This window comes from Geodermatophilus telluris (assembly GCF_900102745.1).
GTDB lineage: Bacteria > Actinomycetota > Actinomycetes > Mycobacteriales > Geodermatophilaceae > Geodermatophilus > Geodermatophilus telluris.
This window is the reverse complement of record NZ_FMZF01000002.1, coordinates 988602-1001214: the sequence shown is the minus strand read 5'-3', so window position 1 is coordinate 1001214 and position 12613 is coordinate 988602. Positions and strand designations below refer to the sequence as shown.

At 74.5% G+C, this 12613-nt stretch carries 14 protein-coding genes; 4 read left to right on the top strand and 10 right to left on the bottom strand.

What is annotated here, in order from left to right:
- Positions 1-91 precede the first annotated feature (91 nt).
- On the top strand, positions 92-1528 hold the full coding sequence (gndA, locus tag BLQ97_RS10145; protein ID WP_091365626.1) for an NADP-dependent phosphogluconate dehydrogenase: 1437 nt from the start codon (positions 92-94) through the stop codon (positions 1526-1528).
- 14 nt (positions 1529-1542) lie between these two features.
- Here the strand turns inward: gndA and BLQ97_RS10140 are convergent, their stop codons facing one another.
- The 6 genes from BLQ97_RS10140 to BLQ97_RS10115 all read right to left on the bottom strand — a co-directional run bounded on the left by BLQ97_RS10140 (position 1543) and on the right by BLQ97_RS10115 (position 5987).
- A complete protein-coding gene (locus BLQ97_RS10140; protein ID WP_091365839.1) occupies positions 1543-2022 on the bottom strand; it encodes a DUF4262 domain-containing protein in 480 nt (159 codons plus the stop codon).
- Between the two features lie 101 nt (positions 2023-2123).
- The gene (gene ligD / locus BLQ97_RS10135; RefSeq protein ID WP_091365625.1) at positions 2124-3077 is read right to left on the bottom strand and encodes a non-homologous end-joining DNA ligase LigD; all 954 of its coding nucleotides are present in this window, start codon (positions 3075-3077) and stop codon (positions 2124-2126) included.
- A 146-nt stretch (positions 3078-3223) separates the two neighbouring features.
- Positions 3224-3961, bottom strand: coding sequence for an MBL fold metallo-hydrolase (locus tag BLQ97_RS10130; RefSeq protein ID WP_091365623.1), 738 nt, complete (start codon positions 3959-3961; stop codon positions 3224-3226).
- 109 nt (positions 3962-4070) lie between these two features.
- Positions 4071-5021 (bottom strand): PLP-dependent cysteine synthase family protein, encoded by a 951-nt coding sequence (locus BLQ97_RS10125; protein WP_091365621.1) that lies wholly within the window; start codon positions 5019-5021, stop codon positions 4071-4073.
- A gap of 43 nt (positions 5022-5064) precedes the next feature.
- Positions 5065-5343, bottom strand: coding sequence for a MoaD/ThiS family protein (locus BLQ97_RS10120; protein WP_091365620.1), 279 nt, complete (start codon positions 5341-5343; stop codon positions 5065-5067).
- 170 nt (positions 5344-5513) lie between these two features.
- Positions 5514-5987: a M67 family metallopeptidase gene (locus BLQ97_RS10115; RefSeq protein ID WP_091365618.1), complete on the bottom strand. Its 474-nt coding sequence runs from the start codon at positions 5985-5987 to the stop codon at positions 5514-5516.
- Positions 5988-6073: 86 nt separating this feature from the next.
- On the opposite strand from BLQ97_RS10115, the gene BLQ97_RS10110 reads away from it, so the two are divergent.
- Positions 6074-6430 (top strand): hypothetical protein, encoded by a 357-nt coding sequence (locus tag BLQ97_RS10110; protein ID WP_091365616.1) that lies wholly within the window; start codon positions 6074-6076, stop codon positions 6428-6430.
- On the opposite strand, the gene BLQ97_RS10105 is transcribed toward BLQ97_RS10110, so the two are convergent.
- Positions 6369-6866, bottom strand: coding sequence for a DUF2017 family protein (locus BLQ97_RS10105; RefSeq protein ID WP_091365614.1), 498 nt, complete (start codon positions 6864-6866; stop codon positions 6369-6371). The genes BLQ97_RS10110 and BLQ97_RS10105 overlap by 62 nt on opposite strands.
- Positions 6863-7159, bottom strand: coding sequence for an ATP-dependent Clp protease adapter ClpS (gene clpS / locus BLQ97_RS10100; RefSeq protein ID WP_091365613.1), 297 nt, complete (start codon positions 7157-7159; stop codon positions 6863-6865). Before clpS ends, BLQ97_RS10105 begins: the two co-directional genes overlap by 4 nt.
- Before the next feature lie 73 nt (positions 7160-7232).
- Between clpS and BLQ97_RS10095 the strand changes: the two genes are divergently transcribed.
- Both BLQ97_RS10095 and BLQ97_RS10090 read left to right on the top strand, forming a co-directional pair.
- Positions 7233-8516, top strand: a complete 1284-nt coding sequence (locus tag BLQ97_RS10095; RefSeq protein WP_091365611.1) for a nicotinate phosphoribosyltransferase — start codon at positions 7233-7235, stop codon at positions 8514-8516.
- A 20-nt stretch (positions 8517-8536) separates the two neighbouring features.
- Positions 8537-9103: an isochorismatase family protein gene (locus BLQ97_RS10090; protein ID WP_091365610.1), complete on the top strand. Its 567-nt coding sequence runs from the start codon at positions 8537-8539 to the stop codon at positions 9101-9103.
- Between the two features lie 150 nt (positions 9104-9253).
- Here the strand turns inward: BLQ97_RS10090 and serB are convergent, their stop codons facing one another.
- Together serB and ctaD are read right to left on the bottom strand one after the other, a co-directional pair.
- A complete protein-coding gene (serB, locus tag BLQ97_RS10085; protein WP_091365609.1) occupies positions 9254-10525 on the bottom strand; it encodes a phosphoserine phosphatase SerB in 1272 nt (423 codons plus the stop codon).
- A gap of 160 nt (positions 10526-10685) precedes the next feature.
- The gene (ctaD, locus tag BLQ97_RS10080; RefSeq protein ID WP_091365607.1) at positions 10686-12443 is read right to left on the bottom strand and encodes an aa3-type cytochrome oxidase subunit I; all 1758 of its coding nucleotides are present in this window, start codon (positions 12441-12443) and stop codon (positions 10686-10688) included.
- Positions 12444-12613: the final 170 nt, after the last annotated feature.

Here is a 12613-nt window from a genome sequence, read left to right as displayed (position 1 = left end):
GGTCCCGCGGCCCGGCCCCGACGCGGCAGGCACCGGTGCGGCGCGCCCGCGCCCTTCTCGCGGCCCACCCGGTGCGGCAGCATGGCGGGGCATGAGCCAAGAGATCGGTGTGACCGGGCTGGCCGTGATGGGCGCCAACCTCGCCCGCAACCTCGCCCGGCACGGCTGCCGGGTCGTGGTCCACAACCGCACGCGGGCGCGCACCGACGCGCTGCTGGCCGCGCACGGGGACGAGGGCGAGTTCGTCGCCACCGGCTCGGTGCACGAGTTCGTCGCGGCCCTGCAGCGGCCCCGCCGGGTGGTCGTCATGGTGCAGGCCGGGGCGCCGACCGACGCCGTGGTCGAGGAGCTGATGGCGGTGCTGGAGGCCGGCGACGTGCTCGTCGACGGCGGCAACGCCCGCTACACCGACACGATCCGGCGGACCGCGGCCTGCGCCGAGAAGGGCGTGCACTTCGTCGGCGCGGGCATCAGCGGCGGCGAGGAGGGCGCCCTGCTCGGGCCGAGCATCATGCCGGGCGGCTCGGCCGAGGCCTACGCGCTGGTCGGTCCGCTGCTGGAGAGCATCGCCGCCGTCGTCGACGGGACGCCGTGCTGCACGCACGTCGACGGCGACGGGGCCGGCCACTTCGTGAAGATGGTGCACAACGGCATCGAGTACGCCGACATGCAGCTCATCGCCGAGGCCTACGACCTGCTGCGGCTCCGGCTGGGGATGTCGCCGGCCGAGATCGGCGAGGTGTTCGCCGGCTGGAACGAGGGCGACCTCGACTCCTACCTGATCGAGATCACCGCCGAGGTGCTGAGGCACGTCGACGCCGACACCGGCCGCCCCTTCGTCGATGTGGTGCTCGACCAGGCCGAGCAGAAGGGCACCGGACGCTGGACGGTGCAGTCGGCCCTGGACCTGGGGGTCCCGGTCAGCGGCATCGCCGAGGCGGTGTTCGCCCGGGCGCTGTCCGGGCACGCCGAGCAGCGGGCGGCCGCCCGCGGGGTGCTGCCCGGGCCGGCCGCACCGCCGGAGCCGGTGGGCGACCGCGACGGCTTCGTCGAGGCGGTGCGCCAGGCGCTCTACGCCTCCAAGGTCGTCGCCTACGCGCAGGGCTTCGACCAGATCGCCGCCGGCGCGCAGGCGCACGGGTGGAACGTCGACCGGGCGGCGCTGGCCACCATCTGGCGCGGCGGCTGCATCATCCGCGCGCGCTTCCTCGACCGGATCCGGCAGGCCTTCACCGACGACCCGGGCCTGACCACGCTGCTGGTGCACCCCTACTTCCGCGACGCCGTGGCCCAGTGCCAGGAGGGCTGGCGCACCGTGGTCGTCGAGGCCGTGCGCGCGGGGGTCCCCGCGCCGGGGTTCGCCAGCGCCCTGGCCTACTACGACGGCCTGCGCGCCGAGCGGCTGCCGGCCGCGCTGGTGCAGGGGCTGCGCGACCTGTTCGGAGCGCACACCTACCGGCGCGTCGACCGGGAGGGCTCCTTCCACACCCTCTGGTCGGAGGACCGCAGCGAGCGGCCGGTCGGCTGAGCCGCCGCCGGCCCTCACGCCGTCCAGGTGCCCGGCCGCGGCTGACCGTGCGCCCCGCCGTCGAAGCCGGCGTCCCACGGCCAGCAGCCCGGCGGCGAGGCCCACGCCAACTGCTGCGCCGGCACGGAGTACTCGGCCGGGCGCTGGTAGAAGCGGTTGGCGCCGAGCAGGACCTCCCCGGGGTTGGGGCACTCCTCGACCACGAGCACCTCGCCGGCGGCCTCGACCCGCTCGCCCGGCACCAGCGACCGGCCGGCGACGACCTGCCCGGCCACCGCGTCGAGCAGCGCGTGCGTCGCCGCCGCACCCCGGCCGACCACGACGACCTCGGGGTGGCCGAGGCCGAACAGGCCGATCGTGTAGCCGAAGGCGGGCTCGGCGGGGCCCTCCCCCGGGCCGACGTACTGGACGGCGAAGCGGGCGCGGCGGATGACGGCGGCGAGGTGGGCGTCCTCCTGGTCGAGCCAGGCGGTGGTCTGCGGGTCCGTGCTCATGGCCGAGAGCCTGGAGGCCGGCACCGACAGGACGCGTCCGCGCGCACCCCGTGGTGGACGGGCACACCCCCTGTGGACGGCGGAGGGCGGATCGTCGGTGGTCAGCCCTCCGCAGCCCGCCTGGCCCGCGCCCGCCGCTTGCCCTCGTGCATCGCGGCCACCCGGGCGACCGGGATGGTGTGCCCCTGGGCGACCAGGTCGGCGGGCAGCTCCTGGGGGTCCGGCAGCAGCGCCGTCCACGGGTCGCCGTCCCCGAGCCGCTGCGGCGCCGTCGCCACGGTGACGTCACCGGGCCGCACGGTGGGCAGGTCCGCCCAGGCGACCGGCGCCGACACCGGCAGGCCGGGGCGGGTGCGGGGGCTGTAGGCGGCGACGATCGTCGAGGAGCCCGAGCGGGTGGAGTCGAGGAAGACCCGCCCGTGCCGGTCCTCGCGGATGTAGGCGGTCGTGGCCAGGTCGGGGTCGAGGGCGGCCGCGCGGGCGGCCAGCGCGCGGGTGGCGGCCGCGGCGTCCTCGGGGCCAACGCCCCGCACCGGGACGACGACGTGCACGCCCTTGGACCCGCTGGTCTTGACCGCCCCGGCCAGCCCGGCGTCGGCCAGCGCCCGCCGCACCAGCTCCGCGGCCCGCACGACGACGGCGAAGTCGGCGTCCTCGGGCGGGTCGAGGTCGAGCACGATGCCGGTCGGCTCGGCCTCCGCGCCGGCGAGGAAGAAGGGGACGTGGAACTCCACGGCCCGCTGGTTGGCCAGCCACAGCAGCGTGCGGCGGTCGTCGCAGAGCACCTGGTGCACCTCGCGGTGCGCGCCGAACGACCAGACGGGGACGGTGCGCACCCACTCCGGGGCGCCCTTGGCCACGTTGCGCTGCATGAACGGCTCCTGGCCGGGCCGCACGCGCTTGACCGACAGCGGCCGGCCCGCCAGCTGCGGCACCAGGCGGTCGGCGAAGGCGTCGAGGTGGTCGACCAGGTCGCCCTTGGTCACGCCGAGACCGTCGCCCAGCGGCGCGTCGAGGCTGGTCAGCCGGACGCCGTCCCGTTCGTCGTCGACCACCGGCCCACCGTGCCCGCCTGCCGGGGCCGCGGCAAGACCGACCTCACCGCAGAGCGACCTACCGCACCGCAGCGCGTCCCACCCGACGTCCCACGGTCCGGTCGGACACTCGATGATCAGGTCACCTGATCGTCGCGCGGGACCGCTCAGACGTCGTAGGTGGCGCCGGGGCGGACCAGCTCGGCCCTCGGGAACACCGCCCGCGCGCCGGCCAGCTGGGCCGCGGGGTCGACCCAGGGCGGGACGTGCGTGACGAGCAGCCGGCGCACCCGGGCCGCGGCCGCCGCCTCGCCCGCCTGGCGGCCGGTCAGGTGCAGGTCCGGCGGGAGGCCGTCGCGCTCGGGGTGGGCGGCCTCGGCCAGCAGCACGTCGGCGCCGCGGGCGAGGTCGACGACGGCCTGGCAGGGCCCGGTGTCGCCCGTGTACACGAGCGAGCTGCCGTGCGCGGTCAGCCGGATGGCGTGGCACTCGGCCGGGTGCGCGGTGCGGGCCGTCTGCACCTGGAAGGGCCCGAGCACGGCCGACACCGGGGTGACGGCGAAGTCGAAGACGTCGGTGAGCGGGGCGCCGTCGACGTCGTAGGCGCGCGCCAGCCGCCGGTCGGCACCGGCCGGGGCGATCAGCGGCAACCGGCGGCCGGAGGCGCGGCCGGAGTAGCGGTGCCAGACCACCAGCGGCGCGACGTCGAGGCAGTGGTCGGCATGCAGGTGGGAGAGGTAGACCGCGTCGACGGTGTCGGGGTCGGCCAGTGCCTGCAGCGCCCCGAACGCCCCGTTGCCGAGGTCGAGCAGCACCCGGAAGCCGTCGTGCTCGACCAGGTAGCAGGAGGCCGCCGACGTCGGCCCCGGACCGCTGCCGGAGCAGCCGACCACCGTGAGCCTCACTCCTCGTCCACCCGCTCGCTCCCCATGGCGCGCGCCAGGCTAGCCGTCGGCGGCCGGCACCGACCCGGCGGCCGCGGTGCGCACGCCGTCGCCCAGCGCAGCCCGGTCGTCAGGCCCAGAGCTGGCCCTCGAGCGCGGAGGTCGCCTCCTCCAGCGTGCCGGCGTACGCGCCGGTGGACAGGTACTTCCAGCCGCCGTCGCAGACGATGAACACGATGTCGGCCCGGCGCCCCGCCGCGACCTCCTTGTCCGCGACGCCGAGGGCGGCGTGCAGGATCGCCCCGGTCGAGATGCCGGCGAAGATGCCCTCGCGCTCGACCAGCTGCCGGGTGCGGTGGATGGCGTCCTCGGGGCCCACGGAGAACCGCGAGTCCAGCAGCGAGGGGTCGTAGAGCTCGGGGATGAAGCCCTCGTCGATGTTGCGCAGGCCGTAGACCAGCTCGCCGTAGCGCGGCTCGGCGGCGATCACCTGCACGCCGGGCTTGTGCTCGCGGAAGTAGCGCGAGCAGCCCATGAGCGTGCCCGTGGTGCCCAGGCCCGCGACGAAGTGGGTGATCGAGGGCAGGTCGGCGAGGATCTCCGGGCCGGTGCCGGTGTAGTGCGCCTCGGCGTTGGCCGGGTTGCCGTACTGGTAGAGCATCACCCAGTCGTCGTGCTCGGCGGCCAGTTCCTTGGCCACCGCCACCGCCTGGTTGGAGCCACCGGCCGCCGGCGAGCTGATGATCTGCGCGCCGTACATCTCCAGCAGCTGCCGCCGCTCCACCGAGGTGTTCTCCGGCATCACGCAGACCAGCCGGTAACCGCGCTGCCGGGCGACCATCGCCAGGGAGATCCCGGTGTTGCCGCTGGTCGGCTCGAGGATGGTGTCGCCCGGCGAGAGCTTCCCCTCCTTCTCCGCCGTCTCGATCATCGAGATGGCGGCGCGGTCCTTGATGGACCCGGTGGGGTTGTGGTCCTCGAGCTTGGCCCACAGCCGCACGTCGGGCGTCGGCGACAGCGAGGGCAGCCCGACCAGCGGGGTGCCACCGAGGGAGTCGACGAGGGAGGCGAAGCGGGCCATTCAGAGCTCTTCCGGGGAGTCGGGGGGATGCGGCAGGACGGCGTCAGCAGCCGCCGGCGACCGCCGGGAGGATGGTGACGGAGTCGCCGTCCTTGACCTGGGTGTCGAGGGCGCCGGTGAACCGCACGTCCTCGTCGTTGACGTAGACGTTGACGAAGCGGTGCAGCTTGCCCTCCTCGGTCACCAGGCGGCCCTTGAGGCCGGGGTGCTTGGCGTCGAGGTCGTCGACGAGGGCGGCCAGGGTGTCCCCGCTGCCCTCGACGGTCTTGCTGCCGCCGGTGTGGGTGCGCAGGATGGTCGGGATCCGGACCTCGATGGCCATGGTGTGCGGTTCTCCTCGAGAAGGGGTGTCGGGGACGTGCAGGAGCGCCACGGGTGCGGCGCGGGTCTGTGGCCGTAACGCCGGGGACCGGGCGACGATTCCGCGCGGTCGGCCCCCTCGCAGGGTCCCGCGGCGTGCCGAGCGCGTCGTGGGGGCGAGGGGGTGCCCGCTCAGTCGTAGACGACGGTGGTCGGCGAGTGGCCGAACAGGTAGGACTCGACGACCTCGACGTCCTCCTCGGTCACCTGGCCGTCGACGATCCGGAAGCTGCGGAACTCCACCTCGTCGCCCTCGAGCCCGGTCCGGTCGCCGTGGAGGCGGGTGGAGACGAGGACGTAGTGCGCGTTCGGCTCGGAGGCGTAGCTGACGTCGGTGCGCGAGGGGTGCGCCTCGGTGGCGGTGTGCGAGTGGTAGATCACCACCGGCTCCTCGTCCCGGTCGTCCATCTCCCGGTAGAGCCGCAGCAGGTCGCCGGAGTCGAACTCGTAGAACGTCGGCGAGCGGGCGGCGTTGAGCATCGGGATGAACCGCTCCGGGCGGTCGCTGCCCTCGGGGCCGGCGACGACGCCACAGGCCTCGTCCGGGTGGTCCTCCCGGGCGTGGGCCACGATGGCGTCGTAGGTCGCGCGGTCGATGCGCAGCACGGTGCCCAGTCTAGGCGGCCGCCGGCCCCCGCTCCCGGGCGGTGGCCCGGGCCGCGCGCCGCCGTCCACCGATACGGTGCGGACCCGTGGTGCTCGAGCTGCTCATGGTCCTCGGCGTGACGCTGCTCGCCCTGCCCGCGCTGTGGCTCGGCGCCCAGGGACTGACCCGGCGCGCGGGCCACTACAGCAGCGACGTCACCGCCGACCGGGTCTCGCTGGTGCTGCTGGTGACCTCGCGCGCGCTCACCTGGCTGCTGGTCCTGCTGCTGTCGGCGGTGGTCCTCGTCTGCGCCGTCGGCGCGTGGGTGCGCGACCTGGAGATGCCCAGCCTGGTGTCGGTGTTCTTCGTCCTCGACCTGCTGCTCGCGGTGCTGGTGCTGCTCACCTTCGGCCGTCGCGACCGGCGGCGACCGCGTCGACGAGCGACCCCTGCAGCGCGGTGAGCCAGTAGTAGACGGCCAGCTGCTGGCCCTCCTCGCCGGTGGGGTCCTCCGGCGGCTCGGTCTCCTCGGTGACGCCGATGCGCGCGCCCAGGGCCAGCCGCAGGTCGTTGGTGGTGCGCAGCCACGCTCCCGCCTGGTCCGGGTCCAGCCGCACCTCGCCGCCGGTGGCGGGCAGGGAGGCGCGGACGGCGGCCAGGTCGTCGGTCTTGCCCGAGCGCAGCGCCGCCTCGGTGAGCTCGCGGTAGTCCGCGGCGATCTCCGGGTCGGTGCGGTGCCCGGCCGGCAGCAGCCGCGCCACCACCGGGTCGCCGTCGACGTCGTCGGCATCGGCGGTGAGCAGCTGCTCGAGTTGGTCGAGGAGCAGCCCGAGGATGCCGGCCTCGGCCGGCTCGAGGCGGGCGACGACGTCGTCGCGCTTGCGGCGGAAGGGCCTCATGCGTCCTGCTGGTAGGTGGCCCACAGGCCGTAGGCGTGCAGCCGGCTGGTGTCGTGCTCCATCCGCTCGCGCGGGCCGGAGCTGACGACCGCCTTGCCGTCGTGGTGCACCTGCAGCATGAGCGTGGTGGCCGTCGGCTCGTCGTAGCCGAACAGCTCCCGCAGCACGTGGGTCACGTAGGTCATCAGGTTCACCGGGTCGTTCCAGACGATGGTGACCCAGGGCCGGTCGAGGTCGGCGGTCTCCTCGACCGTGGTCTCGGGCGTCCGTGTCGGCGCCAGGGGTCCGGCCATCGGACCACCATAGGACGGCGTCCCCCGCGGCTCAGCGGGTCGGCCCGCCCCGGCCGACCTAGGCTCCGGTGCCATGCCGACGGGTCCCGCTCTGCTCACCGACCGGTACGAGCTGACCATGGTCGCCGCCGCCCTCGCCGACGGCACAGCCGACCGCGACTGCGTGTTCGAGGTGTTCGCGCGGCGCCTGCCGCACGGCCGCCGCTACGGCGTCGTCGCCGGCACCGGGCGGCTGCTCGAGGCGCTGCCGCACGTCCGCTTCGGCGACGACGAGCTGGCCACGCTGCGCGAGCAGGGCCTGGACGACGCCGGGCTGCTCGACTGGCTGGCCGACTTCCGCTTCGGCGGCGACGTCTGCGGCTACGCCGAGGGCGAGCTGTTCTTCCCCGGCTCGCCCGTGCTCACCGTGCGCGCACCCTTCGCCGAGGGCGTGCTCCTGGAGACGCTGGTGCTCTCCGTGCTCAACCACGACAGCGCCATCGCCTCGGCGGCCGCGCGGATGGTGGCCGCGGCCTGCGAGCGGCCCTGCATCGAGATGGGCTCGCGCCGCACCCACGAGCAGGCCGCCGTCGCCGCGGCCCGCGCCGCGCACCTGGTCGGCTTCGTCTCCACCTCCAACCTCGAAGCCGGGCGGCGCTACGGCGTGCCGACGACGGGCACCAGCGCGCACGCCTTCACGCTGCTGCACGACGACGAGAAGGCCGCCTTCGCCGCACAGGTCGAGGCCCTCGGCGTGGGCACCACGCTGCTGGTCGACACCTACGACGTCGTGCAGGGCATCCGCAACGCCGTCGAGGTGGCCGGTCCGCAGCTGGGCGCGATCCGGCTGGACTCCGGCGACCTGCCGACGCTGGCCACCGCGGCCCGCCGGCAGCTCGACGAGCTGGGTGCCACCGCGACGCGGGTCATCGTGACCAGCGACCTCGACGAGTTCGCCATCTCCGGGCTCATGGCCGCCCCGGTCGACGGCTACGGCGTCGGCACCTCGCTGGTGACCGGCTCCGGCGCCCCGACCGCCGGCATGGTCTACAAGCTGGTGGAGCGCGACGGGGTGCCGGTGGCCAAGCGGTCGGAGGGCAAGAACTCCACCGGCGGCCGCAAGACCGCCCTGCGCCGGCACGACGCCGACGGGACGGCGACCGCCGAGGTGGTGAGCAGCGGTCCGGTCGAGCCGCGGGCGGGCGACCGGCCCCTGGTGGTCGACCTGGTGCGCGGCGGCGAGGTGGTGGCCCCGGTGTCGCCGGCCGAGGCGCTGGCCGCGGCGGCCGCGCACCACCGCCGGGTGCGGGAGGCGCTGCCGGCGGAGGCATGGGCGCTGTCCCGCGGGGAACCGGTGCTGGAGACGGTGACGGCCTGAGCCCGGACGGAGGAGCCGCGATGACCCGCGCGCTGGTGGTGGTCGACGTGCAGAACGACTTCTGCGAGGGCGGCCGCCTGGCGGTGGCCGGCGGCGCGGCCGTGGCGGCGGCGATCAGCGCCCACGTGCACGCCGGCGGCTACGCCCACGTCGTCGCCACCCGGGACCACCACGTCGACCCCGGCGGCCACTTCGCCGAGCAGCCGGACTTCCTGGAGACGTGGCCGGCGCACTGCGTGGTCGGCAGCGGCGGCGAGCAGCTGCACCCCGCGCTGGACCGCGACCCGATCGAGGCGGTGTTCGACAAGGGCGAACACGCGGCCGCCTACTCCGGTTTCGAGGGGCGGGCCGGCGGGACGCCGCTGGCCGACTGGCTGCGCGGGCACGGGGTGGACGCCGTCGACGTCGTCGGCATCGCCACCGACCACTGCGTGCGGGCCACCGCCCTGGACGCCGTCGCCGCGGGGTTCGCCACTCGGGTGCTGCTGCACCTCACCGCCGGGGTGGCCGAGGCCTCGACCGAGGCGGCCCTGGAGCAGCTGCGCACCGCCGGCGTCGAGCTGGAGGGAGAGGTCCCCCGCCCCTGAGGCGACGCGAGGTGAGCCGCCCTGCGGAGGACGGCGGACCGAGCGCGGGGCCGGAGGCTCCCGCTCGGGACGTCGTGGCAGGGCTTCAGCGCAGGTCGGGGACGGCACGTGGCCGCGGTGGAGGCCGGTAGGCCGACAGACGACATCGCGTCAGAGCGCGTCCATGACCTCGTCCCGCGTGAAGCCGAGGACCTGCAGGACGGCGTCCAGGTAGGGCTGGTTCAGCGCGGTGTGCGCCTGCTCGCGCACCACCGGCTTGGCGTTGAAGGCGATGCCCAGCCCGGCGGCGTTGAGCATGTCGAGGTCGTTGGCACCGTCGCCGACGGCCACCGTCTGCTCCAGCGGGATGCCGTGCTCGGCGGCGAAGCGCACCAGGGCCCGGGCCTTGCCGGCGCGGTCGACGATCTCGCCGACCAGCCCGCCGGTGAGCCGGCCGTCGGCCACCTCGAGGGTGTTGGCCGCGGCGAAGTCGAGGCCGAGGGAGGCGGCCAGCGGGTCGGTGACCTGGGTGAAGCCGCCGCTGACGATGCCGCAGCGGAACCCCAGCCGCTGCAGGGTGCGGATCAGCGTCCGCGCGCCGGGGGTCAGCTCCAGGTGCTCGCGGACCTCGTCGAGCACCTCCACCGGCAGCCCGGCGAGGGTGCCGACGCGGGCGCGCAGCGACTCGGCGAAGTCGAGCTCGCCGTTCATCGCCGCGGCGGTGATGCGGGCGACCTCGGCGGCCCGGCCGGCGCGGGCGGCGAGCTCGTCGATCACCTCGCCGCGGACCAGCGTGGAGTCGACGTCGAGCACGATCAGCCGCTTGCTGCGCCGGGCGAGGCCCACCTGCTCGACGGCGATGTCGGCGCCGGTGCGGGCCGCGACGGCGCCGAGGGCGGTGCGCAGCGCGGTGGCCTCGGCGCCGGAGACGGTGAGCTCGAAGCTGGTGACCGGGTAGTCGGAGAGCCGGCGGATCGCGTCGATGTTGCCGCCCAGCCCGGCGATCGCGGTGGCCGCGCCGGCGACCGCGCCCGGGGGCACCGGCCGGCCGAGCAGGATGACGTGGTGCGGGCGCCCCGCGCGGGTGGCGCCGGCGCCGCGGTCGGGCGCCGACTCGACGTCCACCCGGACGCCGGTGGCCGCGGCGACCCCGGCGGCCAGGCGGCCGAGCCCGGCGAGGAAGGCGGCCTCCTCGGTGTGCCCCCCGGCCGGCCCCTCGACCGGCGCGCTGCCGAGGACCACCCCGAGGACCAGCTGCCCGTGCACGACGACCTGCTCGACGTCGACCACCTCGACCCGCGGGACGCCGTCGGCGCCCTCGGCGAGCGCGGCGAACAACCGGGCGGTGACGCCGGGCCGGTCGGCACCGGTAACCGTCAGGATGGCGCGGGGGCCGGGTGCGACCGTCGCCGGTGCGGTGCGGGGAGCGGGGTCGAGCGGCACGGCGCCATCGTGCCGCACCGCCCCGCGCCGCCCGGCGGGCCCCCGACACGGCGACACCCCGCCGGCCGGAGCCGACGGGGTGTCGCAGGTGACCGTCTGGAACGGCCTCCCTGCAGGGGCCCCGCCGCGAGGAACGAGCGGTGGGGGGCAGGGAGTCCTCCTAGAAGGGGTCGGGGTCGTTCGGGCCCTGCCGGGGACCGGTGCCCTCGACCAGCTCGCTGGCCCCGGCGTAGGGCTCGTGCCGCTTGCCGACGTGCGCCTCGCGGTGCAGCCGCTCGATGAGGTGCGGGTAGTGCGCCTCGAACGCGGGGCGCTCCGACCGGATCCGGGGGATCTCGGTGAAGTTGTGCCGCGGCGGCGGGGACGACGTCGCCCACTCCAGCGAGTTGCCGTGGCCCCACGGGTCGTCGCGCAGGGCGAGCCGGCCGTACTTCCACGACTTGGCCACGTTGTACAGGAACGGGATGGTCGAGGCGCCGAGGACGAACGACCCGATGGTGGAGATCACGTGCAGCGTGGTGAACCCGTCGCTGGGCAGGTAGTCCACGTACCGGCGCGGCATGCCCTGCGTGCCCAGCCAGTGCTGCACGAGGAACGTCGCGTGGAAGCCGAGGAAGGTCAGCCAGAAGTGCAGCTTGCCCAGCCGCTCGTCCATCATCCGGCCGGCCATCTTCGGGAACCAGAAGTAGATGCCGGCGTAGGCGGCGAACACGACGGTGCCGAAGACGACGTAGTGGAAGTGGGCGACGACGAAGTAGCTGTCGTTGACGTGCCAGTCCAGCGGGGGGCTGCCGAGCAGGACGCCGGTCAGACCGCCCAGGAGGAAGGTCACCAGGAAGCCGATCGAGAACAGCATCGGCGTCTCGAAGGTGAGCTGGCCGCGCCACATGGTGCCGATCCAGTTGAAGAACTTGATGCCGGTCGGCACGGCGATCAGGTAGGTCATGAAGGAGAAGAACGGCAGCAGGATCGCGCCGGTCGCGAACATGTGGTGCGCCCACACCGCCAGCGAGAGGCCCGCGATGAGCAGCGTGGCGGCGACCATGCCCTTGTAGCCGAACAGCGGCTTGCGCGAGAACACCGGGATGACCTCGGTGATGATGCCGAAGAACGGCAGCGCGATGATGTAGACCTCGGGGTGGCCGAAGAACCAGAACAGGTGCTGCCACAGCATCGAGCCGCCGTTCTCGTCGGAGAAGACGAGGGCGCCGAGGTTGCGGTCGGCCAGCATCGCGAGCAGCGCCGCGGTGAGGATCGGGAACGCGAAGAGCACCAGCAGGCTGGTGACCAGCGTGTTCCAGGTGAAGATCGGCATCCGGAACATCGTCATGCCCGGCGCCCGGAGGCAGGCGATCGTTGTGATGAAGTTGACCGCGCCGAGGATGGTGCCCAGACCGCTGACGGCCAGCCCGGCGAACCACAGGTTCGCGCCCGCGCCGGGGCTGTGCACCGCGTCGGAGAGCGGGGCGTAGGCGTACCAGCCGAAGTCGGCCGCGCCGCCCGGCGTGAAGAAGCCGCCGATGAGCAGCAGGCTGCCGAAGAGGAACAGCCAGTACGAGAAGGCGTTCAGCCGCGGGAACGCGACGTCGGGCGCACCGATCTGCAGCGGCATGATGAGGTTCGAGAACGCGAAGAACAGCGGCGTCGCGAACATCAGCAGCATGACCGTGCCGTGCATGGTGACGAGCTGGTTGTACTGCTCGGGCGACAGGAACTGCAGGCCCGGCTGGCCCAGCTCGCCGCGGATCAGCATGGCCATGAAACCGGCCACGATGAACCACAGGAACGAGGTGGCCGTGTACATCAGGCCGATGGTCTTGTGGTCCGTGGTGCGCAGCAGGTTCGAGAGCCGCGCACCCCGCTGGACCTCGCGAGCCGGGCTCGGCCGGCTCACGATCGGTGCAGGCGCGATCGTCACGCCCGCAGCTTAGACCGTGCCGGGGACGGCCGTCCGGGCCGCACGACCGGGCGCGCCGGTCACCGGCCGTGGCCGTGGGGTAGCACGGTCGGGTGAAGGTGCACGGCGGAGATCATCTCGGGTTTCCGCCCTGCTCAGAGGGGGAACCACATCGTCCGGCGCTGGAGGTC

Coding starts and splice junctions, on each gene's coding strand:
- gndA (WP_091365626.1), top strand. CDS start 92: ATGAGCCAAGAGATCGGTGTGACCGGGCTGGCCGTGATGGGCGCCAAC.
- BLQ97_RS10140 (WP_091365839.1), bottom strand. CDS start 2,022: ATGAGCACGGACCCGCAGACCACCGCCTGGCTCGACCAGGAGGACGCC.
- BLQ97_RS10125 (WP_091365621.1), bottom strand. CDS start 5,021: ATGGCCCGCTTCGCCTCCCTCGTCGACTCCCTCGGTGGCACCCCGCTG.
- BLQ97_RS10120 (WP_091365620.1), bottom strand. CDS start 5,343: ATGGCCATCGAGGTCCGGATCCCGACCATCCTGCGCACCCACACCGGC.
- BLQ97_RS10105 (WP_091365614.1), bottom strand. CDS start 6,866: ATGAGGCCCTTCCGCCGCAAGCGCGACGACGTCGTCGCCCGCCTCGAG.
- clpS (WP_091365613.1), bottom strand. CDS start 7,159: ATGGCCGGACCCCTGGCGCCGACACGGACGCCCGAGACCACGGTCGAG.
- BLQ97_RS10095 (WP_091365611.1), top strand. CDS start 7,233: ATGCCGACGGGTCCCGCTCTGCTCACCGACCGGTACGAGCTGACCATG.
- BLQ97_RS10090 (WP_091365610.1), top strand. CDS start 8,537: ATGACCCGCGCGCTGGTGGTGGTCGACGTGCAGAACGACTTCTGCGAG.